We start from the raw sequence: 24,242 nt of genomic DNA on the forward strand, positions 1-24,242 counted from the left end.
GTCTCTCTCCTCAGCGATAGGTCACGGCGTGCACGGCCGCGATCACATCGGCGACCGTCGGCAGGGCCAACTTCTCGAGGTTGGCGGCGTACGGCATGGGCACGTCCTTGCCCGTCACGCGCAGCACCGGGGCGTCGAGATAATCGAACGCCTTGTCCATGAGCTGGGCGACGATCTCGGCGCCGACGCCGGACTGCGGCCAGCCCTCTTCCACGCTCACGCAGCGGCCGGTCTTCTTCACCGAGGCGATGATGGTGTCCACGTCCATGGGGCGGATGGTGCGCAGGTCGATGACCTCCGCCTCGATGCCCTGCTTGGCCAGCTCGTCCGCCGCCTTCAGCGCGTAGGTCATGCCGATGGAGAAGGACACCAGGGTCACGTCCTTGCCGCTGCGGGCGATGCGCGCCTTGCCGATGGGCAGCACGAAATCATCCAGCTTCGGCACCTCGAAGGACTGGCCGTAGAGGATCTCGTTCTCAAGGAAGATGACCGGGTTGGGGTCGCGGATGGCGGCCTTCAGCAGGCCCTTGGCGTCGGCCGCCGTATAGGGCGCGATCACCCTCAGGCCGGGCACGTTGGAATACCAGGAGGTGTAGTCCTGGCTGTGCTGGGCGGCCACGCGGGCGGCGGCGCCGTTGGGGCCGCGGAACACGATGGAGCAGTGCATCTGCCCGCCGGACATATAGAGCGTCTTCGCCGCCGAATTGATGATGTGGTCGATGGCCTGCATGGCGAAGTTGAAGGTCATGAACTCCACGATGGGCTTCAGGCCCGCCATGGCCGCACCCACGCCGACGCCGGCAAAGCCGTGCTCGGTGATGGGGGTGTCGATCACGCGGCGCTCGCCGAATTCCTGGAGCAGGCCCTGGGTGATCTTGTAGGCGCCCTGATACTCGGCCACTTCCTCGCCCATGACGAAGACATCGCCGTCGCGGCGCATTTCCTCGGCCATGGCGTCGCGCAGGGCCTCGCGCACAGTCTGGGTGACGAACTCGGTGCCGGCGGGCACTTCGGGATCCGCCTGGGCCACCACCACCGGCGCAACCACCGCAGGCGCGGCGACAACGGGAGCAGCAACCGGGGCCGGGGCGTTCTCGGCCGCCTTGGGGGCGGGAGCCGGGGCGGCGCTGGCATCTTCGCCGTCGGCGAGGATGGTGGCGATGGGAGTGTTCACCGCCACGTCCTGGGCGCCCTCGGGGACGAGGATGCGGCCGAGAATGCCTTCGTCAATGGACTCCACCTCCATGGTGGCCTTGTCGGTCTCGATCTCGGCGAGGACGTCACCGGATTTGACGGTGTCGCCTTCCTTCTTGAGCCACTTGGTGAGATTGCCCTTCTCCATGGTGGGAGACAGGGCCGGCATGAGGACTTCGATGGCCATGGCTGTCAGCTCTTGCTCGGCGCGCCCGCGGGTGCGGCCGGCGAGGAGCCGGCCGGGGCCACGGAGTGCTTGAAGGTGAGATTGGTGTAAGCGGAGATGGCTGCGACCGCGATGGTCACGCAGACGAAGAAGGCGATGGCCGCCTTGCCGGTCCGCACCGCGTCGATTTCAGCCTCGTGGCCACGCCGCTGCACGGCGAAGGGCCAGAACGCGAGAAGGGCGTAGCTGCCGGCGCCGCCCCCCTGCCCGGCCGCCCGGTTGGCGGCGATGGCCTTCAGGCCGCCGCGCACGGCGACGGCCCAGGCGATCAGCGCCGCCAGAAGCGCGAGACCAGCGACGATATGGAACAGCGCGGCCATAGCCCGCCGCTCAGCGCAGGATGTCCGTGTAAAGCTCCGACACGTCGGGCTCGGGATCGTTGGTGGCGAAGTCCGCCGCCTCGTTCACGATCTCGCGGACCTCGGCGTCGAACTTCTTCAGCTCGTCCTCGGTCGCCCCGTGGGTTTCCAGCAGACGGTTGCGGACCTGCTCGATGGGGTCGTGCTCGGTGCGCATCTTCTGGACCTCCTCCTTGGACCGGTACTTGGCCGGGTCCGACATGGAGTGACCGCGATAGCGGTAGGTCTGCATTTCAAGGATGTAGGGGCCGTTGCCCTCGCGGGCGAAGGCGAGCGCCCGCTCGCCGGCGGCCTTCACCGCCTGCACGTCCATGCCATCCACCTGCTCGCCGGGGATGTTGAAGGAGGTGCCGCGCTTGGAGAAGTCCTGCTGCGCCGAGGCACGGGACACCGAGGTGCCCATGGCGTACTTGTTGTTCTCGATCACGTACACGACCGGAAGCTTCCACAGCTCGGCCATGTTGAAGCTCTCGTAGACCTGGCCCTGGTTGGCCGCGCCGTCGCCGAAATAGGTGACGGAGACCGCGCCGTTATTGCGGTAGCGGTCGGCGAAGGCGAGGCCGGTGCCGAGCGAGACCTGGGCGCCGACGATGCCGTGACCGCCGAAGAACTGCTTCTCGATGCTGAACATGTGCATCGAGCCGCCCTTGCCCTTGGACAGGCCGCCGCGGCGGCCCGTGAGCTCGGCCATGACGCCGCGCGCCGCCATGCCGGTGGACAGCATGTGGCCGTGGTCGCGATAGCCGGTAATGACCTGGTCACCCGGCTTCATGGCCATCTGCATGCCCACCACCACGGCCTCCTGGCCGATGTAGAGGTGGCAGAAGCCGCCGATGAGGCCCATGCCGTACATCTGGCCGGCCTTCTCCTCGAAGCGGCGGATGAGCAGCATCTCGCGATAGGCGAGAAGATCCTGGTCTTTTGTGAAGGGGGCCGGGGCCGAGCTATCGGCGACACGGGCAGTAGGCTTTTTGGCCATCGGCATCCTCAGGAGGCGCTGGAACTGCGCCTTCCTAGCTCAGCTCCCCATGCCTTCAAAGTGCCAATTTTCCCGTGCTGCGCTGCAACATGTTGCAAACTCTTGATTTTGCTGTAATGAACCTAAAAATGGTTCATTCACATCATGAACTTATTTTCAGTTCATTTGTTGCGAAGCAACACCAGGTCCTTGCTATTTATGAAGTTGAGCTGGCGCCGCGCTTCCTCGTCCAGCAGGTCCGGATCGAGCTGGCTGGGGGCAAGCAGGGACACCTTGTTCTCCATCGCCTGGCGCTGGGCCTTGAGCCCGGCAAGCTCGGATTCCAGTGCCTTCATCTCCTGCTCGTAATTGCGCTTGGCCACGAGCCCATGGTCGCCATTGTAGGCGTGATAGGCGAAATAGCCGATGAGCGCCGCCGCACCGAGGTGGAGGGCGAGCGTGGCGAGAATGGATTGAAGGCGCGAGCGGCTTTGCATGGCCGCATCCTCGCCGTTTCGGGTTTCCGCCGTCTTAAGGCGAGGCCACCCTGTTGCGTCTTCCCGCCGGAGAGCGTTCATTGCCGGCACGCGCCCGCGTCGTTCAGCCGGAATGGCAGGCGAGCGCGAACGTGTCTCTCTTTTTCCCGAAGTTCAGAGCCGGACGGACAGTGCCGTGGAATGGACCGACGAGGGCATCGTGCTGGGAGTGCGGCGGCACGGCGAGGGCAATGCCATCGTGGAATTGCTCACCCGCCTGCGCGGTCGCCACCTCGGCATGGTGCGCGGTGGTGCCTCGCGACGGCAGGCTCCCCTGCTCCAGCCGGGCAACACCGTGAGCGCCACCTGGCGAGCGCGGCTCGACGAACACATGGGCAATTATGCGCTGGAACCGGCGGTGGTGCGAACCGAGGTTCTCATGCGCGCGCCCCACGCCGCCTTCGGCTTCACCCACATGGCTCAGATGCTGCACCTGTTGCCGGAGCGCGATCCGCACGAGGGCCTCTTCCTCACCCTCGGCGCCATCCTCGATGCCTTCGAGGACCGCGAGTCGGCCGGCCGGCTTCTCGCCCGCTTCGAGCTGGCCTTGCTGGCGGAGCTGGGTTTCGGGCTGGAGCTGGAAACCTGCGCCGCCACCGGGAGCCGGGAAAACCTGGTCTATGTGTCGCCCAAAAGCGGGCGGGCGGTTTGCGGGGAGGCGGGCGCGCCTTATGCGGACCGGCTGTTCGCCCTGCCGCGTTTTTTGGTGGAAGGGACCGCGCCGCCCGCCGGGGATGTGGAAGACGCGCTGCGCCTCACCGGCCACTTTCTCCTGACCCGGGTGCTTGAGCCGCGCGGGCTCGGCCTTTCCGATGCGCGCGCGGCCTTTGTTTCAGCCTGGCGCCGCAGCACGGCACCGGTCTAAGCCTGTCACCAGCGGCGCGGCCCGACCCACACATTTCGGCATCTGGTCACCCAATGAGGGCGCCCGTTCCACCAGCGGCGTTCCTGCCAGCAGCGCCGCACCCAGCGCACATCTTCCACCTGTGCCCGAGCCTGGGCTTGACCTGCGAGGGTGGACCCGCTGCCCATCAGTGTTCCGGCCGACGCCGAAGGCACTGCACCAAGAAGCGCCAACGCGACAATACCTCCCGCCGCAAGAGCTGCCGTCTTCATTTTTCGGACCTCCTCATGGCACGAGCGTACTCGCCGCCCGGCCTTATGATGCTGAAACGTCGCTGGGGCGGGATTTTGTTCCATCCTTGGAATATCATGTCTTTCAGTAACAGTTGATCTCTCTTCCCACGCGCATTTTTGCCACGATTTACCTAGGGGTACCGTGGCGAATTCATCTTCTGTTCAGCATTCGGGCGGTGGCACGCTTTTCATCCGGCGCTTGTGGGACGCATCGATGATGGGCCGGCGCTGAAAGGCGGCTTGTCGCTTGCCCGCGCGCGCGGTACTGGCAGGCATGGCCACGCGCACACTTCCGCCCGGCGACGGGCACATCGAGAAAGTCACGCTCAAGGACGCGCTGGAAGAGCGCTACCTGGCGTATGCCCTCTCGACCATCATGCACCGCGCCCTGCCCGACGCCCGCGACGGTCTGAAGCCGGTTCACCGGCGCATCCTCCACGCCATGCGGCAGCTGAAGCTTGATCCCGGCCAGGGCTTCAAGAAGTCCGCCCGCGTGGTGGGCGACGTGATCGGCAAGTTCCACCCCCACGGCGACCAGTCGGTCTATGACGCGCTGGTGCGTCTCGCCCAGGACTTCGCCCAGCGCTACCCGCTGGTGGATGGACAGGGCAATTTCGGCAACGTGGACGGCGATAACGCCGCCGCCATGCGATACACCGAGGCTCGCCTCACCGAGACCGCCCGCCTGCTGCTGGACGGCATCGACGAGGACGCGGTGGACTTCCGCCCGACCTATGACGGCTCGGAAGAAGAGCCCGTGGTGCTGCCGGCGGCTTTCCCGAACCTGCTGGCCAATGGCTCGCAGGGCATCGCGGTGGGCATGGCCACCTCCATCCCGCCCCACAATGCCGCCGAACTGCTGGACGCGGCCCTTCACCTCATCGACCACCCGGAGGCTCCGGCCTTCGACCTGCTCCAGTTCGTCCCCGGCCCGGACTTCCCCACCGGCGGCGTGCTGGTGGAGGATCCGGTTGGCGTGGCCGAGGCCTATGCCACCGGACGCGGCTCGTTCCGCGTGCGGGCGCGCTGGGAGAAGGAGGAGACCGGGCGCGGCACCTATGTGGTGGTGGTCACCGAGATCCCCTACGGCGTCGCCAAGTCCCGCCTCGTGGAAAAGATCGCGGAGCTGCTCACCGACAAGAAGCTGCCCCTGCTCGCCGACGTGCGCGACGAGAGCGCCGAGGACATCCGTCTGGTGCTGGAGCCCCGCGCCCGCACGGTGGATGCCGAGGTGCTCATGGAGAGCCTGTTCAGGCTCACCGAGCTTGAGGCCCGCATCCCGCTCAACATGAACGTGCTGGTGCGCGGGCAGGTCCCCAAGGTGCTGTCCCTGTCGGAAGCGCTCCGGGAATGGCTCGACCACCGCCGCGACGTGCTGCTGCGCCGCTCGCGCTATCGGCTGGAGCAGATCGCGCACCGGCTGGAGGTGCTGGGCGGCTACCTCATCGCCTATCTCAACCTCGACGAGGTGATCCGTATCATCCGCGAGGAGGACGAGCCCAAGCAGGAATTGATGCGCACGTTCGAGCTGACCGACGTGCAGACGGAAGCCATCCTCAACATGCGCCTGCGCTCCCTGCGCCGGCTGGAGGAGATGGAGATCCGCAAGGAACACAACGCCCTCACCAAGGAGCAGGACGGCCTCAACAAGCTGGTCGCCTCCGAGGCGGCGCAGTGGAAGAACATCGCCAAGGAAATCCGCGAGACCCGCAAGACCTACGGCCCCGAGACCGCCATCGGCAGGCGCCGCACCACCTTCGCGGCGCCCCCCACCTTCCACGAAGATGCCTTCACCGAGGCGCTGGTGGAGCGCGAGCCGGTCACCATCGTGGTCTCCGACAAGGGCTGGATCCGCGCCCTGAAGGGCCACGTGCAGGACCTGTCCAACCTCCAGTTCAAGGGCGACGACAGCCTCGGCCACGCCTTCTTCGCCGAGACCACCTCCAAGGTCATGGTATTCGCCTCCAACGGCCGCTTCTACACGCTGGAGGCAGCCAAGCTGCCCGGCGGGCGCGGCCACGGCGAGCCCGTGCGCCTCATGATCGATCTGGAGCAGGAGGCGGAGATCGTCTCCGTCTTCGCTTATCAGCCCGGCCGCAAGCTGCTGTTGGCCTCCAAGGAGGGGCGCGGCTTCGTGGTGGGCGAGGACGACTGCCTCGCCAACACCCGCAAGGGCAAGCAGGTGCTCGTCACCGATCCGCCGGACGCGGCGCTGGCGGTGCGCTTCGTGGAAGGCGACTGGGTGGCGGTGATCGGCGACAACCGCAAGCTGCTGCTGTTCCCGCTCAACCAGGTGCCGGAAATGACCCGCGGGCGCGGCGTGCGCCTCCAGCGCTACCGCGAGGGTGGCCTGTCCGACCTGAAGGCCTTCGCCATGGCCTCGGGCCTGACCTGGGAGGATACTTCCGGCCGCACCTGGACCGTGACGGAGCTGCTGGAATGGCAGGGCGAGCGCGCCTCGGCGGGCCGCCTGCCACCCAAGGGCTTCCCGCGCAGCAACAAGTTCAGCTGAGCTGATGGCCAGCCCGCCCGCCGATCCGGTGACCGCGGATTCCGCGACGGCCGGGAACGGAGCGACGGCTTCCGCCCTTGGCGGCCTCATCGCCTCCGTCCGGGCCAGCGTGCGCGAGCGGGAAGTTGCACTGGTGGTGATCGCGGCGGTGATGGGGGCCCTCGCCGGGCTCGCGGCCAGCGCCATGAGCCAGATCACCCAGTGGATGCACGAGGCGCTGTTCCAGCTCGCCCCTGGCGACCGGCTCAGCGCCACGCCGGAACTGGCCTCGCCCTGGATGGTTCTCGTCCCGGTGGCCGGCGGACTGGCCATGGGGCTCATCGCCCTTGCCCTGCAGCGCTGGCGTCGACGCAGCTTTGTGGACCCCATCGAGGCCAATGCGCTGCACGGCGGGCGTATGTCATTGACCGACAGCATCATCGTGTCGCTGCAGACCATGGTCTCCAACGGCTTCGGCGCCTCCCTGGGGCTGGAGGCGGGCTATTCGCAGATTGGCGCCGGCATCGCCTCGCGCCTCGGCCTGTCGTTCCGCCTGCGGCGCAACGATTTGCGCATCCTGGTGGGCGCGGGGGCGGCGGCGGGCATCGGCGCGGCTTTCGACGCGCCGCTCATGGGGGCCTTCTACGGTTTCGAGATCATCATCGGCAGCTACTCCATCCCCGCCGCCGCCCCGGTGCTGGCGGCGACCGTCTCGGCGGTGATGGTGGCGCGGCTGCTCGGGGTTCATGTGGACCCGCTGAACATCCCCCTCGACGTGGTGGTCCAGCCCCTCGACATCCTGCCCATCGCGCTGCTCGGGCTGTTGGCGGCGGGGGGCGCCGTCCTCATCATGCGCCTGGTGACCGGAGTGGAAATGCTGTTCGGCAAGAGCGGCATCCCCGCGCCGCTGCGGCCGGCGGTGGCGGGCCTCGGCGTCGGTGCGCTGGCGCTCTACAGCCCGCAGGTGCTCTCCGATGGCCATGGCGCGCTGCACCTGCAGGTGGACAGCCCGGTGGTGCTCTCGGTGGCGATCATCTTCGGCCTGAAGATCCTCGCCTCCGCCCTGTCCATCGGCTCGGGATTCCGTGGCGGCCTGTTCTTCGCCTCGCTGTTTCTCGGAGCGCTCATGGGCAAGCTCTATGGCGGCGCGCTCGCCATGCTGTGGCCGTCGCTCCAGCTCGATCCGGCGGTCTGCGCGGTGGCCGGCATGGGGGCGCTGGCGGTGGGCATCATCGGCGGGCCGCTTACCATGACCTTCCTGGTGCTGGAGATGACGCGAGACCTCGCTTTGTCCGGCTATGTGCTGGCTGGGGCGGTGGTGACCTCCCTCGCGGTGCGGGAGACGTTCGGCTACTCCTTCTCCACGTGGCGGTTTCACCTGCGCGGCGAGAGCATCCGCGGGGCGCAGGACGTGGGCTGGATGCGCGAACTCACCGTCGCCCGCATGATGCGCACTGACATGGCCACCTTCGCCGAGCAGGGCACCATCGGCGCCCTGCGCACGGCCTTCCCGCTGGGCGCACGGCGGATGGTGGTGCTGGTGGACGGGGCAGGTGCCTATGCCGGACTGGTGCGGGTGGTGGAGGCCCACGCGGCCGAGCACGATCCCGCCGAAGCCGCCTCCCGGCTCGCTACCCATCGCGACCACATGCTGCTGCCGGCCATGAACGTGAAGGAGGCGGCGCTAGCCTTCGATGCCGCCCAGGCCGAGGATCTCGCCGTGGTGGACGACCCCGCCACCCGCCGCCTCGTGGGCCTGTTGGGCGAGGCCCATGTGCTGAGGCGCTATGCCGAGGAGCTGGACAAGGCCCGGAAAGGCCTCGGCGCGGAGGCGTGAAGCGACAGCGGCGAGGGGAAGGCCGCCTTGGCCGCCCGTCTTCGCTACCCTTTTCCGCCGCTCACCTTCAGCCGCCCCTGGGAAATTCGAGCCCCATCTCGCGATAACGCTCGGGGTCGTCCGCCCAGCTCTCGCGCACCTTCACGAACAGGAACAGGTGGACCGGCTGCTCGATGATCCCGGCGATCTCCGCCCGGGATTCCGAGGAGATGGTCTTGATGGTGTTGCCGCCCTTGCCCAGCACGATCTTGCGCTGGCTTTCGCGCTCCACATAGATGGTCTGCTCGATGCGCACGGAGCCGTTGCGCAATTCCTTCCAGCTCTCGGTTTCCACCGTGGAACGGTAGGGCAGTTCGTCGTGGAGGCGCAGGAACATCTTTTCCCGGGTGATTTCCGCAGCCAGCATGCGCATGGGCGCATCCGACACCTGATCCTCCGGGTAGAGCCACGGGCTGAGCGGCACCTGCTCGGCGAACCAGCGACGCACGTCGGCGACGCCGTCCCCGGTGAGGGCGGAGACCATGAACACCCGGTCGAACGCCAGCTTCTCGTTGATCTGCGCGGCAAGCGCCAGCAGCGTGTCGCGGCGGATGATGTCGATCTTGTTGAGGATCAAAGCGCGCGGCTTGCGGATCTCCGACAGCGGGGCGAGCAGGGCCTCGATGTCCTCGTCCATGCCGCGCTTGGCGTCCACCAGCAGGGCGATCACGTCGGCGTCGGCGGCATGGGTCCAGGCGCTGGACACCATGGCGCGCTCAAGGCGGCGCTTAGGAGAGAAGATGCCAGGCGTGTCCACCAGCACCAGCTGGGCCGCGCCGTCCAGCGCGATGCCGCGCACGATGGCACGGGTGGTCTGCACCTTGTGGGAAACGATGGACACCTTGGTGCCCACCAGTTGGTTGGTCAGCGTCGATTTGCCCGCGTTTGGCGCACCGAGCAGGGCGACGAAGCCGCAGCGGGTCGGCCCCTCCAGCGGCGGCAGGATGCGCGGCGCGGCGTCGTGCTCCTCGTCGAAATCATCGTCCTCGTCGTCGAAGTCCTCGTCGGACAGGGCGCCGTCGGGCAGCTCGTCCTCAGGAAGCTCGTGCTCGGACAGCTCGTGCGCGCCATCCTGCGGCGACCCTTCGCCCGCAGTCATGTCGGTCCTGGCCGGAGCCCCGTTGCCGGGGCCGCTCTCATCCGGGCCGCTTTCGCCCAGCATGTCCTTGGGGGTTTTGGGCCCCTTCCCTGCCGGTGCCATCACGACTCGTCCTTTTTCCACACGCCCTCACGGACGAGGAAAGCGGCGGCTGCCGCCTTCTGCGCATTCTGTTTTGAGGCCCCGTCCGCCTGTTCGGACTTAAGGCCCGGAAGATCCACGGCCACCGTGAAGCGGGGCGCGTGATCGGGACCGGAACGGATCACCTCGCGATAGGAGGGCGGCGGCAGGCCCCGAGCCTGCGCCCACTCCTGCAACACCGTCTTGGCATCGCGCAGGGGCCGGCGCGGCGTCTCCAGACGAGGGCGCCAGAAGCGCTCCACCACCTGGTTGGCCGCCTCATAGCCGCCATCGAGGAATACGGCCGCCACCACGCTTTCCGCCACATCCGCGAGGATCGCCCGCCGCTTGTGGGCGCCGGACTGGCTCTCGCCGGGACCGAGGCGGATGAAGGGGCCGAGATCCATGTCCTGCGCCACCTCGGCGCAGGCCTCCTCTCGCACCAGCTCGGCGAGCCGGCGCGAGAGGTCGCCCTCCTCGCCTTCCGGGAAGGCGAGATAGAGCATGTGCGACACCACGGAGCCGAGCACGTGATCGCCCAGGAACTCCATGCGCTGGTAGGACCGCAGCCGCGGGGCGTCGCCCTTCACGGCGCTGATGTGGGAGAGCGCAAGCTCCAGCACCGACTGGTCGCGGAAGCGGTAGCCGATCCGCTCCTCCACGGACGCGAGGTCAGAGCCCACTGCGTTCAATGTACCCGAGAGAACAGCCGATCCCATCGCACCGTCCAAGGCCACGTCCAAACCTGCCACGCGGAAGCACCCTCATCGATCGAGAAGAAGATCACCTGCGCCTTGCCGATGAGGTTCTCGAAGGGAACATAGCCGACCTGGCTCAAAACGCGGCTATCTGCCGAATTATCGCGATTATCGCCCATCATGAAGTAGTGGCCCAGCGGAACCTCATAGACGGGTGTGTTATCATAAAAGCCATTGTCGACAAGATCGAGGGTCTCGAAGGAGACGCCGTTGGGCAGCGTCTCGCGCCAGCGCTTCACGGGCACCTTGCGGCCGGAGCCGTCATCCTCGGACACGTCGGAAAGGCGCTCGCGCTGCACCGGCGTGCCATTGATGTGCAGCAGGCCGCCGATCATCTGGATCTTGTCACCGGGCATGCCGATGACGCGCTTGATGTAATCCGTCTCGTTGTCGCGCGGCAGCTTGAACACCACCACGTCGCCGCGCGTGGGCTCCGAGCCGAAGATGCGGCCGGAGAACAGGTTGGGCGAGAAGGGAATCGAGAAGCGCGAATAGCCGTAGCTGTATTTGGAGACGAAGAGATAGTCTCCGATCAGCAGCGTGTCCTTCATGGACCCGGACGGGATGTTGAAAGGCTGGAACAGGAAGGTCCGGATGACCAGCGCGATCAGGAGCGCATGGACGATCACGCGGACGGTTTCGAGAAAACCGCCGTCCTTCTTGGAGTCGCTGGTCGCGGTCATCTGTTGTCCAAAAAATCCCGGATGGGGCGCAGGGTAGATGAAACTGCGCCGAAACTGAGGAGAGACGCCGGATCCGCGTCTGCATCCACAGGGCCACGGCCCCTTGATCGCCCCCTATAGAGGCTTCGCCGGCTCCCGGCAACGCGCGTGCTGACGCCTCGCGCTGGGTCAGACGCGGGTCTTGGGTACCGCCGATATGATCACATAGGCCGCCGTCAGCGGTCCCTCGTCGGTGAGGGACAGGTGGATGTGCGGCTCATACCCCTCCGGCACCAGCGCGGCGAGGCGACGGGCGGCGCCCCCGGTGAGCACCAGCGTGGGCTGGCCGGACGGCAGGTTCACCACCCCCATGTCGCGCCAGAACACCCCGTGGCTGAGGCCGGTGCCCAGCGCCTTGGAGCAGGCTTCCTTGGCAGCAAAGCGCTTGGCGTAGGTTTCGGCGCGCATCTTGCGCCGGTCCGCCTTGGCCCGCTCCTCTGGGGTGAAGACCCGGTCGAGGAAGCGGTCGCCGAACCGCTCGATGGAGCGGGCGATGCGCCGGGCGTCCGAGAAATCCGAGCCGATGCCGATGATCATGCCGCCGCGCCGTCCCCGGCGGCCGCCCGCCCCACCGCGATCGCCGCCCGCATGCGCACGATGGCCGCGTCGAGCCCGACGAAAATGGCCTCGCCGATGAGGAAGTGGCCGATGTTCAGCTCCACGATCTCCGGAAAGGCGGCGATGCGCTCGGCGGTGGCATAGTCGAGGCCGTGGCCCGCATGGACCTCCAGGCCCAGCCCCGCCGCCTGCCGCGCCCCCGCCTTCAGCCGCACGAACTCGGCCTCGGCCTCCGCGCGCCTACATTCCGTTACGGAATCACACCAGGCGCCGGTGTGCAGTTCCACGATGTCGGCCTTGAGCTCGGCCGCCGCAGCGATCTGCCCGGGATCCGCCGCGATGAACAGGGAGACGCGGATGCCCGCCGCCTTCAGCCGGGCGATGCGGGGCGCAAGCTCCGCCCGCTGGCCGGCAGCGTCGAGCCCGCCCTCGGTGGTGCGCTCCTCGCGCCGCTCGGGCACCAGGCAACAGGCGTTGGGGCGGACGCGGCAAGCGATGGCCACCATCTCCTCGGTGGCCGCCATCTCGAAATTGAGCGGCAGGTCGACCTCAGCCTTCAGCCGCTCCATGTCCGCGTCGCGGATGTGGCGGCGGTCTTCCCGCAGGTGGGCAGTGATGCCATGGGCGCCGGCGGCCTTGGCGAGGACGGCGGCACGCACCGGGTCCGGAAGGGCACCGCCGCGCGCGTTGCGCACCGTCGCCACGTGATCGACGTTCACTCCGAGCCGCACCGGCTTCAGCACCGCCATTCTCCCTGCTCCTGCTCCGCTGCGGCTTATAGCTGATGGCGCCTGGCGTACGGCCGGCGCCGGCAGGTCAGCCGTTCACGCGCTCCACCTGGGCCACCACCTCACGGGCCTTCAGGTCTGCCATGATGGTATTGAGATGCCTCAAATCGAACACTTCGACATCGATCACCATCTCGTGGAAGTCCGCCGAGCGGGACCGCATCTGGAGCCCGTCGATATTGCCACCGCGATCCCCGATGGCGCTTGCCACCTGGGCCAGCGAGCCGGGTGCGTTGCGGGCGGTCACGATGATGCGGGCGGGAAAGCGACCGTCCGACAGTTCATCCACGTCCCAGCGCACGTCGAGCCAGCGCTCGGGCGCATCCTCGAAATTCTGCAGGGAGGGCGACTGGATCGGATAGATGGTGATCCCCTCCCCCGGCGTCAGGATGCCGACGATGCGATCCCCCGGCACCGCGCCCCCCTCCGGCGCGAACCGCACCGGAAGCTCGCCGTTGATGCCGCGGATGGGAATGGCGTCGAGCCGCTCGGTATCCGCCCCGTCGCGGGGCTTGGCGCCCTCGGGGATCTTGAACTTGAGGTTGTGGCCGCGTTTCAGCTCGAACCAGCCTTCGCCATTGATCTGCCGGTCGGTGCGATCGTCGGCGCGCGGCGGCTGCCAGTCGGGATAGACCGCGCGGATCAGGTCTTCGGTCTTGATCTCGCCCCGGCCCACCGCGGCGAACACGTCCTCGGCGGCGGTGCGGGCGAGACGCGGGGTGCCCTTGGCCACGGCGTCTTCCGAGAACACCTTGCCCGCCTTGGCAAAAGCCCGCTCGGCGATCTTGCGGCCAAGGCCGGCATATTGGGCGCGCACGGCGGTGCGGGTCGCACGGCGCACGGCGGCCCGCGCCTTGCCGGTGACGGCGATGGTCTCCCACGCGCCGGGCGGCGTCTGCGCCTTGGAGGTGATGATCTCCACCTCGTCGCCATTCTTCAGTTCCGACACCAGCGGGGCGATGGAGCCGTTGATCTTGCAGCCCACCGCCGTGTTGCCCACGTCGGTATGCACGGCATAGGCGAAATCGATGGGCGTCGCCTTGCGCGGTAGAGCGATCAGCCGCCCCTTCGGGGTGAAGCAGAACACCTGGTCGTGGAACAGTTCGAGCTTGGTATGCTCCAGGAACTCCTCCGGCGAGAGGCCCTGAGACAGATTCTCGATGGTCTTGCGCAGCCAGGCATAGGCGCGGCTCTCGTGGGAGAGCATGGCCCCCGGTGCCCCGGACGCATCCTTGTAGAGGGCGTGGGCGGCGATGCCGTATTCGGCGATCTCCTCCATGTCCCGGGTGCGGATCTGCATCTCGACGCGCTGCCGGCGCGGACCGACCACGGTGGTGTGGAGCGAGCGGTAATCGTTGGGCTTGGGCGTGGAGATGTAATCCTTGAAGCGGCCGGGCACGATGGCCCACTTGGTGTGGATCACCCCCAGCGCGCGATAGCAGTCCTCTACCGAGCCGACGATGACGCGGAAGCCGTACAGATCCGACAATTGCTCGAAGCCGATGGCCTTGCGCTCCATCTTGCCCCAGATCGAATACGGCCGCTTCTCGCGCCCCTTCACCTCGGCTGCGATGCCGCGCCGTTCCAGCTCGTCCTTCAGCTCGCGCTCGATCTCCTGCACCACGGCGCCATTGCCCTGGCGCAGCTCGGACACGCGGACGGCGATGGATTCGTAGGCCTCCGGCGACAGCTGGCGGAAAGACAGGTCCTCCAGCTCCTCGCGCATGTCTTGCATGCCCATGCGGGCGGCGAGCGGCGCGTAGATGTCCAGCGTCTCCTGGGCGACGCGATCGCGCTTCTCCGGCGGCACCCACTTCAGGGTGCGCATGTTGTGGAGGCGGTCGGCGAGTTTGACCAGCAGCACCCGCACATCGTCGGCGATGGCCAAAAGCAGCTTGCGCAGGTTTTCCGCCTGCTTGGCCTGCTTGGAGACGAGGTCGAGCTTCTTGATCTTGGTGAGGCCCTCCACCAGCGTCGCGATCTGGTGGCCGAACAGGCGCTCGATCTCGGCCTTGGTGGCGCTGGTGTCCTCGATGGTGTCGTGCAGCAGCGCCGAGACGATGGTGGCATCGTCCAGCTTGAGATCGGTGAGGATCGCCGCGACTTCGAGGGGATGGGAGAAATAGGGGTCGCCGGACGCGCGCAGCTGGCTGCCGTGCGCGCGCATGGCATATACATAGGCGCGGTCGAGCAGCGCCTCGTCGGTGTTGGGATTATACCGTCGAACGCGCTCGACAAGTTCGTATTGGCGCATCATGGCCGGGAACGATCCGTCGCAGCACGGGCGGGGCAGGTTCAGCGCGCCCGCCCTATCCTTGTTTGATCCTTGATATCATGGCGAGGGGGGCCACGCGCAAGGCGCTCATGGCGCTTGTTCGCGGAAAAACGCTGCGGCGCGACGGCGTTGACCCTCGTACATGCCCACACCGATGGCGGCGGCCGGGGCACCAACGCATGAAGCTGACCGCGCGCCGCTACCGCTTTTCATCCCCGCGCCCGCCGATTATGGATGAGGCAACGCGCCACAGGCGCCTCCCGCCACAGACGCTGCCGAGCGCACTGCCCTGCAGCGAGCCAGCCCCGAGAGCTTGCAACAATGAGCCCGCACCCGTGAGCGCGCCGCCATGAGCGACCTGTTCGGCCTCGCCTTTCCCTTCTTCGGGCTGATCTTCCTCGGCTATTTCTGCGGCTGGCGGGTTCGGCTGCCAGAGAGCGGGCTCGCCTGGCTGACCTTCTTCGTCATCTATGTGGCGCTGCCGGCGCTGTTCTACCGCATCGTCGCGCAGACGCCGATCCACGAGTTGGCGAACCCCGCCTTCATCCTGGCGGTGGTGGCGTCCACGGCGACCACCTCCCTCATCGCGCTCGGCATCGGCCTTTACTTCCGGCGCGGGCATGTGGGCGAGGCCGCCATCGCCGTCACCATCGGCGCCTATGCCAATGTGGGCTACATGGGGCCAGGCCTGACGCTGGCCGCGCTCGGACAGGCGGCTGCGACGCCGGCGGCGCTCATCTTCGCCTGCGACAGCCTGTTGTTCTTCACCATCGTGCCCCTGCTCATGAGCGTGCGCGGACGGGGCGAGAACCTGCTCCACACCCTGGGCCTCATTGCCAAGCGGGTGTTCACCCACCCCTTCAACATCGCGACCATGCTGGGCGTCCTGGCGGCGGCGCTGGAGTTCCGCGAGCCCGAGCCGCTGTCGCGCATGCTGGATTTCCTGCGCAATGCCGCCGCCCCCTGCGCGCTGTTCGCGCTGGGCGTCACCGTGGCGCTGCGGCCGCTGAAGCGCGTGCCGGTGGAGCTGGGGCCGCTTCTGGTACTGAAACTGGTGCTGCACCCGATGATCGCGCTGGTGTCGCTCAGCCTGTTCGGGCCGTTCTCGCAGGTCTGGACCGAGACGCTGCTGTTGATGGCGGCGCTGCCGCCGGCGCTGAACGTGTTCGTGCTGGCGCGGCAGTACCATGTGTTCATGGAGGAGGCGTCCGCCGCCGTCCTCCTCGGCACCCTGTTCTCCGTGGTGACGGTGACCGGCATGCTCTATCTGCTGCGCGGGCATCTCATCCCGCTCAGCCTGTTCTGAGCACCGAGGGCCAAAGCCTCAGGCTGCCTTGTCGCCGATGCCGAGGCGCATCAGGGTGCGCCGCAGCGGCCCCACCCGGTCGAGCAGATAGAGGCCGAAGCCGCGCACACCCTGGATCGGCAACAGGTCCGAGAGCAGCGAGCGGTTCAGCAGGTCCACCGCCCGCATACGCCCGAACACGTCGCGCTGGCGCGCCGCCGAATAGCGCGACAGCAGCGCCTCCCCGCCCACATCCTCGCCCCCGGCGAAGGCATCCGCCACGAAGGCCACCAATGCCCCCGCGTCGCGCAGGCCAAGGTTGAGACCCTGCGCCCCGATGGGCGGCATGATGTGGGCGGCCTCGCTGATAAGGGCGATGCGGTCCGCCACCAGCCGCTCCGCCGTCTCCGCCGCCAGCGGGAAGGCGCCGCGACCGCCCTCCATCTCGAAGCGGCCGAGCACGGAGGAGGCCCGCGCCTCCAGTTCCCGCGCCAGTGCCATGTCGTCGAGGCCGAGCAGGCGGATCGCCTCCCGCTCCGTGACCACGCAGACGATGGACGAGCGATCCCCGGTCAGCGGCACCAGGGTGAAGGGGCCACTCTCCGTGTGAAACTCGGTGGAGGTGTCCTCATGCGAGCGGGTATGGCGCACGGTGGCGGTGAAGGCCACCTGCGGATAAGACCGGGTGCGCATCTGGATGCCCGCCGCCGCCCGTACCCGCGACTGGCGTCCATCTGCCCCCACCACCAGGCGGCCGCGCAGGGTGGAACCGTCGGCGAGATGCAGGGTGAGGGCGTCAGGCGCAAAGTCGATGCGCTCCAGCGCGGTGCGCGCGATGTGAAGGTTCGGCTGCTGCATGGCCTTGGCGAGCAGGCCGTTGCGCAGGGCATCGTTCTCGATGTTGTAGCCGAAGGTGGATAGGCCGATCTCCGCGGACCGGAAGGTCACTTCCGGCGCCCGCACGAGGCGGCGCGTCGCATCGGCGATGCGCATGTCGCGCAGCGGCGCCGCGCGCGGCTCCAGATCCGCCCACAGGCCGAAATCCTCGAGGATGCGCACCGAGCCTTCCAGCAGCGCCGTGGTGCGGTGGTCGGCCCCGCGATCGGGACCGGTGACCAGAGCCGTGGGCACACCCCGCGCAGCTAGCCCGAGCGCGGTGGCAAGCCCGGCCGGACCCGCGCCCACCACGATCACCTCGTGGATAGCGTCGTGGTGGTGGGTGTCGCCGTGGTGGATGTCTTCTTGCGCCATCGCAGCCTCCCCGCCGTGTCTCCGGCGCAGCGCACACTAAAACCAGCTTGGGGCCGAGAAAAGGCCGCGCGGCCCCGAGTCAGGGCCACAAGATGCCATGCCGCAAGGCTTTGGCGTAGGAGGGGGCGCGTTCCCGCGGCGCGGCGTGTTGCCCCATCGGCACGCGCGGCGCCTTTCGCGCGCTGATCGGTGACGGACATCTTGCGGTGCGCGCGAGTTCCCCCATTCTGGCGCGGACTTGAGTGCTGGGGGATGGGATGCTGGACTGGATTACGTCGCCGGAAGCCTGGGCGGCACTCGTGACGCTCACGGCCATGGAGATCATCCTCGGCATCGACAATGTGGTGTTCATCTCCCTGGTGGTGCAGAAGCTGCCCCCGGCCCAGGCGCTGCGGGCACGGCAGGTGGGGCTTTCCGCCGCGCTCATCCTGCGCATCGCCCTCCTGTTCGCGCTCACCTGGCTCATCGGCCTGCAGCAGACCCTGTTCTCCGCCTTCGGCCACGACTTCTCCTGGCGCGACATCATCCTCATGGCCGGCGGCGCCTTCCTCATCGCCAAGGCCACCCAGGAAATGCACGGCGCGCTGGAGGGCGAGGACGAGCCGGAGGCCGACGACGGCCCCGGGGCCTACGCGCAGCGGGCCTTCATGGCGGTGGTGGTGCAGGTGATCCTGCTCGACCTCGTGTTCTCGGTGGACTCCATCCTCACCGCCATCGGCATGGCGGAGCATCTCGCCATCATGGTGCTGGCGGTGATTATCGCGGTGTCCATCATGTTCGCCGCCTCGGGCCCGCTGTCCGCCTTCATCGCCGCCCATCCCACCACCAAGATGCTGGCGCTGGCCTTCCTCGTGCTCATCGGCTTCACGCTGGTGGCGGACGGCTTCGGCGCCCACATCCCGAAGGGCTATATCTATGCGGCCATGGCCTTCTCGGTGATGGTGGAGATGCTGAACGTCGCCGCCTCCGGCCGGCGCCGGCGGCGGATCGCTGCGCGGCACGCGGAGGAGCAGCAATGACCGACAAGGTCCTCGTGGTGACGGGCGGCAGCCGGGGCATCGGCGCCGCCTGCGTGATCAAGGCCGCCCAGGCGGGCTATGGCCGGATCGCGCTCAACTACACCAGCGATGCCATCGCAGCGGAAGCCACAGCGGCCGCCGCCCGCGCCCACGGTGCCGAGGTGGCGGTGATCAAGGGCGACATGGCCGCCCCCGCCGACATCGCCCACCTGTTCGCCGAGACCGACTCCCGCCTCGGCCCGGTGACCCATCTCGTCAACAACGCCGGCATCACCGGCCGCGCCTCGGCCTTTGCCGATGCTGATCCCGCCGAGATCGCCCGCGTCATCGACCTCAACGTCACCGGCGCGCTGCTGGTGGCCCAGGCGGCGGTCAGGCGCATGTCCACGGCGCGCGGGGGGAAAGGCGGCGCCATTGTCAACATCTCCTCCATGGCGGCGATCCTGGGCTCTGCCGGCGAATATGTCTGGTACGCCGCGAGCAAGGGCGCCATCGACAGCTTCACCGTCGGCCTCGGCCGCGAGCTGGCGCGGGAGGGCGTGAGGGTGAACGGGGTGGCGCCGGGCCTCATCGCCACCGACATCCACGACACCAGCGGCGTCACCGGCCGGCTGGACCGGCTGGTGCCCACAACACCCATGGGCCGCGCCGGCACCGCCGACGAGGTGGCCGAGGCGGTGCTGCACCTGCTCTCGGACGCCGCGAGCTACACCACCGGCGCCATCCTGAAGGTCTCCGGCGGGCGCTGAGGGTGCTTGCGGGCGCCGGACGCCGGCCTATGATCCCCGGCGTCGCGGCGAAAAAGGGGTCTGGCGTCATGGTCCATGCGGTTCGGGTGCATCAGACGGGCGGTCCCGAGGTGCTGGCCTATGAGGCGGTCGAGGTGCCTCCCCCCGGGCGCGGCGAGGTGCAGATTCGCCAGACCGCCATCGGCCTCAACTTCATCGACGTCTATTTCCGCACCGGCCTCTACAAGGCGGCGAGCCTGCCCTTCATCCCCGGCAACGAGGGCGCCGGCGTGGTGGAGGCCGTGGGGCCGGACGTGAACGACTTCCACCCCGGCGACCGGGTGGCCTATGCCATGGCCATCGGCGCCTATGCCGAGGTGCGCAACGTGCCTGCCGCGGTGCTGCTGCACCTGCCCGCCTCCATCGACGACCAGACCGCTGCCGCCATGATGCTGAAGGGCATGACGGCGCAGTATCTCGTGCGCCGCACCCATCACATCAAGCCGGGCGACGTGATTCTGGTGCAGGCGGCAGCCGGTGGCGTGGGGCTCATCCTGTGCCAGTGGGCCAAGCACCTGGGCGCCACCGTCATCGGCACCGTGGGCTCCAAGGACAAGGCCGAGCTGGCCCTCTCCCACGGCTGCGACGAGGTGATTCTCTACCGGGACGAGGATTTCGTGCACCGTGTGAAGGAGATCACCGCCGGCAAGCTGTGCGACGTGGTCTATGACGGGGTGGGACAGGCGACCTATCCCGCCTCCCTCGACTGCCTGAAGCCGCTGGGCCTGTGGGTGAGCTTCGGCAACGCCTCCGGCGCCATCAAGAATTTCGACCTGTTGGCGCTCTCGCAGAGGGGTTCGCTGTTCGCCACCCGCCCGACCCTCGCCACCTTCGTGGCCAAGCGCCATGACCTGATCGCCACCGCCAACGACCTGTTCGAGGCGGTGCTGACCGGCGCGGTGAAGATCCCGGTCCACCAGACCTATGCGCTGAAAGACGTGCAGAAGGCCCACAAGGACCTCGAATCGCGCAAGACCACGGGGTCCACCCTGCTGCTGCCGTAGGCCGCCGCCTCTATCGCGGCGCCGTCGCATCCATCAGATGGCGCGCGGCATAGAGTTCCGGATAGAGCCGGTTGCGGAACTGGCTCGCCGCCGGCTCCGTACCCGCCAGCAGCCGGTCGATAGCGCCGGCCTGCTCGGTCTCGGCCCAGGGACGGCGGGGCGTGGGCCGGTCGTCGAGCCAGAATTCGTTCCAATCGAACGTGGTCTCGATCAGCTCCCGCGCGAAGGCGGCGCCTTCCGCCAGCGCGCCTTGAAGCACCACGTCGATATAGGACTGGACCAACGGGAAGGCCGCGTCGGGCGGGACGCCGTTGCCCGGCGCGCCCGCCTCCCCACTCAGGTCGACGCCCATCTCCACGCCTTTGGGCACATAGATCCACACGCGGCCCGATCGCGGCAGGCCCTGCCAGCCCACCGCCTCCAGAAGAGCCGGCTCCACCTCGACCCGCCGGTAGCCGCCCTCGCGCCGGTCAAAGGCGGCCATCTCCTCGGCGTCGCGCACGGGGAAGACCACGCCGTTGATGGAAGACGGCACCTCCCCCTCGCGCGGGCGGCGCAGCCCCAGTGCGGTGAAGCCGGCCCCGGACCGCGCCCCGCCACGGGCGACGAAGCCCCGCACCAGGCCGAACCGCGCCGACACCCGCGCCGGAACCGCCACGACCCGTCGTCGCGACGTGGAGGTCCGCGATGGCTCGCTGATGAGCGTGCCGTAGCCGAACAGGAAGTCGGACGGCTGGTCGGCCAGCCCCTCACCCCAGAAATCGCGCGCCGCCGCCGGACCGGTCGCCACGGCAAGACCCGCGAGTCCGAGCAGCACATCCCGCCGGGACGGCGATCGACGCCCGCGACGAACTTCCCCACCGTGCGCGCCGTCCGATCGTCCTGCCATGAAGTCGTGTTGCACCGGCACGCCACCTATGCTGCATTGCATTCAACAGGTTGGCGGCCCAGGCACGAAGCCGTGCCGCCGGATCCATGGGGGGACAGATGAAGCTGCCACGCCAATTCTTCAAGCCGCTGGCCATCGGCGCGCCCGCACCTTACCGCGAGCTGCCGGTGCAGCTTGAGCGTATGATTCATTTCGTTCCGCCGCATCTGGAGAAGATGCGCAACAAGGTGCCGGACATCGCCAAGCAGGTGGATGTGGTGCTCGGCAACCTTGAGGACGCCATCCCCTCCGACGCCAAGGAAGCCGCCCGCCGGGGTTTCATCGAGATGGCCAAGGCCACCGATTTCGGCTCCACCGGCCTGTGGACCCGCATTAATTGTCTCAACAGCCCCTGGGTGCTGGACGACATCGTGGAGATCGTCAGCGAGATCGGCGGCAAGCTGGACGTGATCATGCTGCCCAAGGTGGAGGGCGCCTGGGACGTGCACTATCTCGACCAGTTGCTCGCTCAGCTGGAAGCCAAGCACGCCATCGGCAAGCCGATCCTCATCCACGCCATCCTGGAGACCGCCGAAGGCGTCAAGAACGTGGAGGAAATCGCCAGCGCCTCTCCCCGCATGCACGGCATGAGTCTCGGACCGGCGGACCTTGCCGCCTCCCGCGCCATGAAGACCACCCGCGTCGGCGGCGGCCATCCGGACTACAAGGTGCTTGCGGACGCCGACGGCGACACGCCGCGCGCCGGCTACCAGCAGGACCTGTGGCACTACACCGTCGGCAAGATGGTGGACGCCTGCGCCGCCAACGGCATCAAGCCTTTCTATGGCCCGTTCGGCGACTTCTCCGACCTCGCGGCCTGCGAGAGCCAGTTCCGCAACGCCTTCCTGCAGGGCTGCGTCGGCGCCTGGTCGCTGCACCCCACCCAGATCGACATCGCCAAGCGCGTGTTCTCGCCGGATCCGGGTGAGGTGGCCTTCGCCCTCAAGATCCTGGAAGCCATGCCCGACGGCGCCGGCGCGGTGATGATCGACGGCAAGATGCAGGACGACGCAACCTGGAAGCAGGCTAAGGTGATCGTCGACCTTGCCCGTATTGTCGCAGCCAAGGATCCGGAAATGGGCAAAGCCTACGGACTGTGACAGAATTGATTAACCTTGCAGTACATTGCCGTTACGGAAGGTCAATCGCGACGGCACAGTGAAGAGGCGGGACATGGGCAGTCACGACAAAGCGCGCGCGAAACCCGCCACCGGCGCGCCTGCGCCGGATGGCAACAGCATCGCGTCGGCATCCGAGTCCAAGGCCGGCGCTGCGGTGCTTGAGTCCAAGAGCGGAACGAGCGAGAGCAAAGGCGTGGCTGCGGTGCCTGAAGGTGCAGCAGCTGGGCCGCTTTCCGGCGTCGCGACAGATTTCCGCTCCCCCATGCGAGAGGGCAAGTTCCGGATCGGAGAGGTTGTGAGGCACAAGCACTTCCCGTTCCGCGGCGTCGTTTTCGATGTGGACCCGGTGTTCGACAACACCGAGGAATGGTGGCTCTCCATCCCCGAGGAGATCCGCCCCCACAAGGACCAGCCCTTCTACCACCTGCTCGCCGAGAATGCGGACAGCGAATATGTTGCCTATGTCTCCGAGCAGAACCTGGAACGGGACTTCTCCGAGGAGCCGGTGCGCCATCCCAAGGTGAACGAGGCCCTGACCGACGACGGTGCCGGCGGCTGGCGGGTGCGGCGCGACCTCATCAACTGAAATCGGATCCGCGAAAGGGACAGGCCACGCGGGCTGCGGACATGAAAAAGGGCCGGCATCTTCATGCCGGCCCTTTTTATTGAACGCTGGCAGGGCGGCGCGCCGCCCTGAATTACTGCCTCAGGATCACTGGGCGCCCTGCGCCTTGGCGCGCTCGAGCTCCTGACCCTTCTTCAGGAGAGCGGCCTTGCCCTGCTCTTCCTGCTGCTGGGCTGCGGCGCGCGCTTCTTCCATGCGCTTGCGCTCCTGCTCCATGGCCACCTTGGCGTCCATGCCGGGGCCGTCATAGGCCTTGCCGAAATCGGCATTGGAGATGGGCAGGCTGAGGGTGCGGCCAGTACCGTTCACCATCTGCAGGTACACGGCATTGGCCTTGCGGAACTTGGCGATGAAGCTGCCGTCGACTTCGAGGTCGCCGATGCAGGTGGCGCCGCCGCCCTGGATGGGCTGGCACAGCACGAAGGGGATGTTCACCGGGTCCTTGTCGAGGGTGATGCGCAGGCCGGGCTGGAGGCGCATGCCGAGGGGCACGGAAATGTTGATGCGCTTCTTAGGCTCATCCTGCATCTCGACGATGTCGACCTTGGCGATGGCCTGATTCTCGACGCCCAGCACCTGGGTGAGCACGCACACCTGCTTCTTCCGCTCCGGGATCTCCTGGCAGATCTTCTGCCACGGGGAGGCGGAGAACTTCACGTCGGCTTCGCCCTGGGGCTGGCCGGGGCCAGCCTGGCCCTGCTGGGGCGCGGCAACAGGCGCCTGGGCGGCCGGAGCGGCGGGCTTGGCCGCGGGAGCGGCGGGCTTGGCCGCAGGCTTGGCCGCAGGCGCGGGCTGAGCTGGCGGGGTCTGGGAAAAGGCCGGGCCGGCGAACGCCACAGCGAGCAGCGTGGCGGCAACCCCGGCCGTGAGCCGCGCGTTGAATTTGGTCATGGTCATCGTGGCCTTTCTTGTGGTCTGAGCCGCCGGGGCTCCGGCCGCGCATGCGCTAGGGCCGGGGCGCCGCACCCCCCTCTCTCGGACCCCGGCTCTCTCAAGCCCAATTGAGGCGAGAAGGTGACGGGCCGCAGCCGCACGGGGAACATGCGCGCCCGCACCCATTCCTAGCGTCGGGACAGCGTGTGCTACCTTGCCGAGGAATAAGGCCAACACACGGCCGAAAGGCT

General features: G+C 67.8%; 22 protein-coding genes. 9 read left to right on the plus strand and 13 right to left on the minus strand.

Going from position 1 to position 24,242, the window contains the following annotated elements; genetic code table 11:
- Positions 1 to 10: 10 nt before the first annotated feature.
- The 4 genes from FBQ73_RS00650 to FBQ73_RS00665 form a co-directional block, all read right to left on the minus strand.
- Positions 11 to 1,381, minus strand: a complete 1,371-nt coding sequence (locus FBQ73_RS00650; RefSeq protein WP_138397599.1) for a pyruvate dehydrogenase complex E1 component subunit beta — start codon at positions 1,379 to 1,381, stop codon at positions 11 to 13.
- A gap of 5 nt (positions 1,382 to 1,386) precedes the next feature.
- Positions 1,387 to 1,740, minus strand: a complete 354-nt coding sequence (locus FBQ73_RS00655) for a hypothetical protein (RefSeq protein WP_138397600.1) — start codon at positions 1,738 to 1,740, stop codon at positions 1,387 to 1,389.
- A gap of 10 nt (positions 1,741 to 1,750) precedes the next feature.
- On the minus strand, positions 1,751 to 2,758 hold the full coding sequence (pdhA, locus tag FBQ73_RS00660; protein WP_138397601.1) for a pyruvate dehydrogenase (acetyl-transferring) E1 component subunit alpha: 1,008 nt from the start codon (positions 2,756 to 2,758) through the stop codon (positions 1,751 to 1,753).
- 161 nt (positions 2,759 to 2,919) lie between these two features.
- Positions 2,920 to 3,234, minus strand: a complete 315-nt coding sequence (locus tag FBQ73_RS00665) for an FtsB family cell division protein (protein WP_138397602.1) — start codon at positions 3,232 to 3,234, stop codon at positions 2,920 to 2,922.
- Between the two features lie 175 nt (positions 3,235 to 3,409).
- Here FBQ73_RS00665 and recO point away from each other — a divergent pair, with 175 nt between their 5' ends.
- The 3 genes from recO (at position 3,410) to FBQ73_RS00680 (ending at position 8,738) form a co-directional block, all read left to right on the plus strand.
- The gene (recO, locus tag FBQ73_RS00670) at positions 3,410 to 4,138 is read left to right on the plus strand and encodes a DNA repair protein RecO (protein WP_138397603.1); all 729 of its coding nucleotides are present in this window, start codon (positions 3,410 to 3,412) and stop codon (positions 4,136 to 4,138) included.
- Between the two features lie 546 nt (positions 4,139 to 4,684).
- The gene (parC, locus tag FBQ73_RS00675; RefSeq protein WP_138397604.1) at positions 4,685 to 6,922 is read left to right on the plus strand and encodes a DNA topoisomerase IV subunit A; all 2,238 of its coding nucleotides are present in this window, start codon (positions 4,685 to 4,687) and stop codon (positions 6,920 to 6,922) included.
- Between the two features lie 4 nt (positions 6,923 to 6,926).
- Complete coding sequence (locus tag FBQ73_RS00680) at positions 6,927 to 8,738, plus strand: chloride channel protein (protein WP_138397605.1); 1,812 nt, start codon at positions 6,927 to 6,929, stop codon at positions 8,736 to 8,738.
- Between the two features lie 67 nt (positions 8,739 to 8,805).
- Here the strand turns inward: FBQ73_RS00680 and era are convergent, their stop codons facing one another.
- The 6 genes from era to FBQ73_RS00710 all read right to left on the minus strand — a co-directional run bounded on the left by era (position 8,806) and on the right by FBQ73_RS00710 (position 15,079).
- Positions 8,806 to 9,834 (minus strand): GTPase Era, encoded by a 1,029-nt coding sequence (gene era / locus FBQ73_RS00685; RefSeq protein ID WP_392567210.1) that lies wholly within the window; start codon positions 9,832 to 9,834, stop codon positions 8,806 to 8,808.
- 143 nt (positions 9,835 to 9,977) lie between these two features.
- Positions 9,978 to 10,679: a ribonuclease III gene (rnc, locus tag FBQ73_RS00690; RefSeq protein ID WP_342780517.1), complete on the minus strand. Its 702-nt coding sequence runs from the start codon at positions 10,677 to 10,679 to the stop codon at positions 9,978 to 9,980.
- 5 nt (positions 10,680 to 10,684) lie between these two features.
- Positions 10,685 to 11,437, minus strand: a complete 753-nt coding sequence (gene lepB / locus FBQ73_RS00695) for a signal peptidase I (protein WP_138397607.1) — start codon at positions 11,435 to 11,437, stop codon at positions 10,685 to 10,687.
- A 168-nt stretch (positions 11,438 to 11,605) separates the two neighbouring features.
- Positions 11,606 to 12,013, minus strand: a complete 408-nt coding sequence (acpS, locus tag FBQ73_RS00700; protein WP_138397608.1) for a holo-ACP synthase — start codon at positions 12,011 to 12,013, stop codon at positions 11,606 to 11,608.
- On the minus strand, positions 12,010 to 12,783 hold the full coding sequence (locus FBQ73_RS00705; protein WP_138397609.1) for a pyridoxine 5'-phosphate synthase: 774 nt from the start codon (positions 12,781 to 12,783) through the stop codon (positions 12,010 to 12,012). The genes acpS and FBQ73_RS00705 overlap by 4 nt, the downstream gene beginning before the upstream one ends.
- Positions 12,784 to 12,850: 67 nt before the next feature.
- Complete coding sequence (locus tag FBQ73_RS00710) at positions 12,851 to 15,079, minus strand: RelA/SpoT family protein (protein WP_138397610.1); 2,229 nt, start codon at positions 15,077 to 15,079, stop codon at positions 12,851 to 12,853.
- A 367-nt stretch (positions 15,080 to 15,446) separates the two neighbouring features.
- Between FBQ73_RS00710 and FBQ73_RS00715 the strand changes: the two genes are divergently transcribed.
- Positions 15,447 to 16,403, plus strand: coding sequence for an AEC family transporter (locus FBQ73_RS00715; RefSeq protein ID WP_138397611.1), 957 nt, complete (start codon positions 15,447 to 15,449; stop codon positions 16,401 to 16,403).
- An 18-nt stretch (positions 16,404 to 16,421) separates the two neighbouring features.
- On the opposite strand, the gene FBQ73_RS00720 is transcribed toward FBQ73_RS00715, so the two are convergent.
- A complete protein-coding gene (locus tag FBQ73_RS00720) occupies positions 16,422 to 17,633 on the minus strand; it encodes a UbiH/UbiF family hydroxylase (RefSeq protein WP_138397612.1) in 1,212 nt (403 codons plus the stop codon).
- Between the two features lie 257 nt (positions 17,634 to 17,890).
- On the opposite strand from FBQ73_RS00720, the gene FBQ73_RS00725 reads away from it, so the two are divergent.
- The 3 genes from FBQ73_RS00725 (at position 17,891) to FBQ73_RS00735 (ending at position 20,444) form a co-directional block, all read left to right on the plus strand.
- On the plus strand, positions 17,891 to 18,652 hold the full coding sequence (locus FBQ73_RS00725) for a TerC family protein (RefSeq protein WP_138397613.1): 762 nt from the start codon (positions 17,891 to 17,893) through the stop codon (positions 18,650 to 18,652).
- On the plus strand, positions 18,649 to 19,401 hold the full coding sequence (locus tag FBQ73_RS00730; protein ID WP_138397614.1) for an SDR family oxidoreductase: 753 nt from the start codon (positions 18,649 to 18,651) through the stop codon (positions 19,399 to 19,401). The genes FBQ73_RS00725 and FBQ73_RS00730 overlap by 4 nt, the downstream gene beginning before the upstream one ends.
- 68 nt (positions 19,402 to 19,469) lie before the next feature.
- Entirely contained in the window at positions 19,470 to 20,444 is a 975-nt protein-coding gene (locus FBQ73_RS00735; RefSeq protein ID WP_138397615.1) for a quinone oxidoreductase family protein, read from the plus strand.
- A gap of 10 nt (positions 20,445 to 20,454) precedes the next feature.
- Here FBQ73_RS00735 and FBQ73_RS00740 read toward each other — a convergent pair whose 3' ends face one another.
- Complete coding sequence (locus tag FBQ73_RS00740; RefSeq protein ID WP_138397616.1) at positions 20,455 to 21,234, minus strand: gamma-glutamylcyclotransferase family protein; 780 nt, start codon at positions 21,232 to 21,234, stop codon at positions 20,455 to 20,457.
- Between the two features lie 197 nt (positions 21,235 to 21,431).
- Between FBQ73_RS00740 and FBQ73_RS00745 the strand changes: the two genes are divergently transcribed.
- Together FBQ73_RS00745 and hspQ are read left to right on the plus strand one after the other, a co-directional pair.
- Positions 21,432 to 22,472: an HpcH/HpaI aldolase/citrate lyase family protein gene (locus tag FBQ73_RS00745; RefSeq protein WP_138397617.1), complete on the plus strand. Its 1,041-nt coding sequence runs from the start codon at positions 21,432 to 21,434 to the stop codon at positions 22,470 to 22,472.
- Between the two features lie 283 nt (positions 22,473 to 22,755).
- Positions 22,756 to 23,079: a heat shock protein HspQ gene (gene hspQ, locus FBQ73_RS00750; protein WP_012115841.1), complete on the plus strand. Its 324-nt coding sequence runs from the start codon at positions 22,756 to 22,758 to the stop codon at positions 23,077 to 23,079.
- A gap of 126 nt (positions 23,080 to 23,205) precedes the next feature.
- Here the strand turns inward: hspQ and FBQ73_RS00755 are convergent, their stop codons facing one another.
- Positions 23,206 to 24,015 (minus strand): invasion associated locus B family protein, encoded by an 810-nt coding sequence (locus FBQ73_RS00755; RefSeq protein ID WP_210236626.1) that lies wholly within the window; start codon positions 24,013 to 24,015, stop codon positions 23,206 to 23,208.
- Positions 24,016 to 24,242: the final 227 nt, after the last annotated feature.

The sequence above is a fragment of the Xanthobacter autotrophicus genome, assembly GCF_005871085.1.
In the GTDB taxonomy this organism is placed as follows: domain Bacteria; phylum Pseudomonadota; class Alphaproteobacteria; order Rhizobiales; family Xanthobacteraceae; genus Xanthobacter; species Xanthobacter autotrophicus.

Bases quoted from the DNA above. Each gene is read 5' to 3' on its own strand.
- FBQ73_RS00710 (WP_138397610.1), bottom strand. From the start codon at position 15,079: ATGATGCGCCAATACGAACTTGTCGAGCGCGTTCGACGGTATAATCCC.
- acpS (WP_138397608.1), bottom strand. From the start codon at position 12,013: ATGATCATCGGCATCGGCTCGGATTTCTCGGACGCCCGGCGCATCGCC.
- FBQ73_RS00655 (WP_138397600.1), bottom strand. From the start codon at position 1,740: ATGGCCGCGCTGTTCCATATCGTCGCTGGTCTCGCGCTTCTGGCGGCG.
- FBQ73_RS00715 (WP_138397611.1), top strand. From the start codon at position 15,447: ATGAGCGACCTGTTCGGCCTCGCCTTTCCCTTCTTCGGGCTGATCTTC.
- FBQ73_RS00725 (WP_138397613.1), top strand. From the start codon at position 17,891: ATGCTGGACTGGATTACGTCGCCGGAAGCCTGGGCGGCACTCGTGACG.
- FBQ73_RS00705 (WP_138397609.1), bottom strand. From the start codon at position 12,783: ATGGCGGTGCTGAAGCCGGTGCGGCTCGGAGTGAACGTCGATCACGTG.
- FBQ73_RS00650 (WP_138397599.1), bottom strand. From the start codon at position 1,381: ATGGCCATCGAAGTCCTCATGCCGGCCCTGTCTCCCACCATGGAGAAG.
- parC (WP_138397604.1), top strand. From the start codon at position 4,685: ATGGCCACGCGCACACTTCCGCCCGGCGACGGGCACATCGAGAAAGTC.
- FBQ73_RS00720 (WP_138397612.1), bottom strand. From the start codon at position 17,633: ATGGCGCAAGAAGACATCCACCACGGCGACACCCACCACCACGACGCT.
- hspQ (WP_012115841.1), top strand. From the start codon at position 22,756: ATGCGAGAGGGCAAGTTCCGGATCGGAGAGGTTGTGAGGCACAAGCAC.
- FBQ73_RS00755 (WP_210236626.1), bottom strand. From the start codon at position 24,015: ATGACCATGACCAAATTCAACGCGCGGCTCACGGCCGGGGTTGCCGCC.
- lepB (WP_138397607.1), bottom strand. From the start codon at position 11,437: ATGACCGCGACCAGCGACTCCAAGAAGGACGGCGGTTTTCTCGAAACC.
- FBQ73_RS00680 (WP_138397605.1), top strand. From the start codon at position 6,927: ATGGCCAGCCCGCCCGCCGATCCGGTGACCGCGGATTCCGCGACGGCC.
- FBQ73_RS00745 (WP_138397617.1), top strand. From the start codon at position 21,432: ATGAAGCTGCCACGCCAATTCTTCAAGCCGCTGGCCATCGGCGCGCCC.
- pdhA (WP_138397601.1), bottom strand. From the start codon at position 2,758: ATGGCCAAAAAGCCTACTGCCCGTGTCGCCGATAGCTCGGCCCCGGCC.
- FBQ73_RS00730 (WP_138397614.1), top strand. From the start codon at position 18,649: ATGACCGACAAGGTCCTCGTGGTGACGGGCGGCAGCCGGGGCATCGGC.
- FBQ73_RS00735 (WP_138397615.1), top strand. From the start codon at position 19,470: ATGGTCCATGCGGTTCGGGTGCATCAGACGGGCGGTCCCGAGGTGCTG.
- FBQ73_RS00665 (WP_138397602.1), bottom strand. From the start codon at position 3,234: ATGCAAAGCCGCTCGCGCCTTCAATCCATTCTCGCCACGCTCGCCCTC.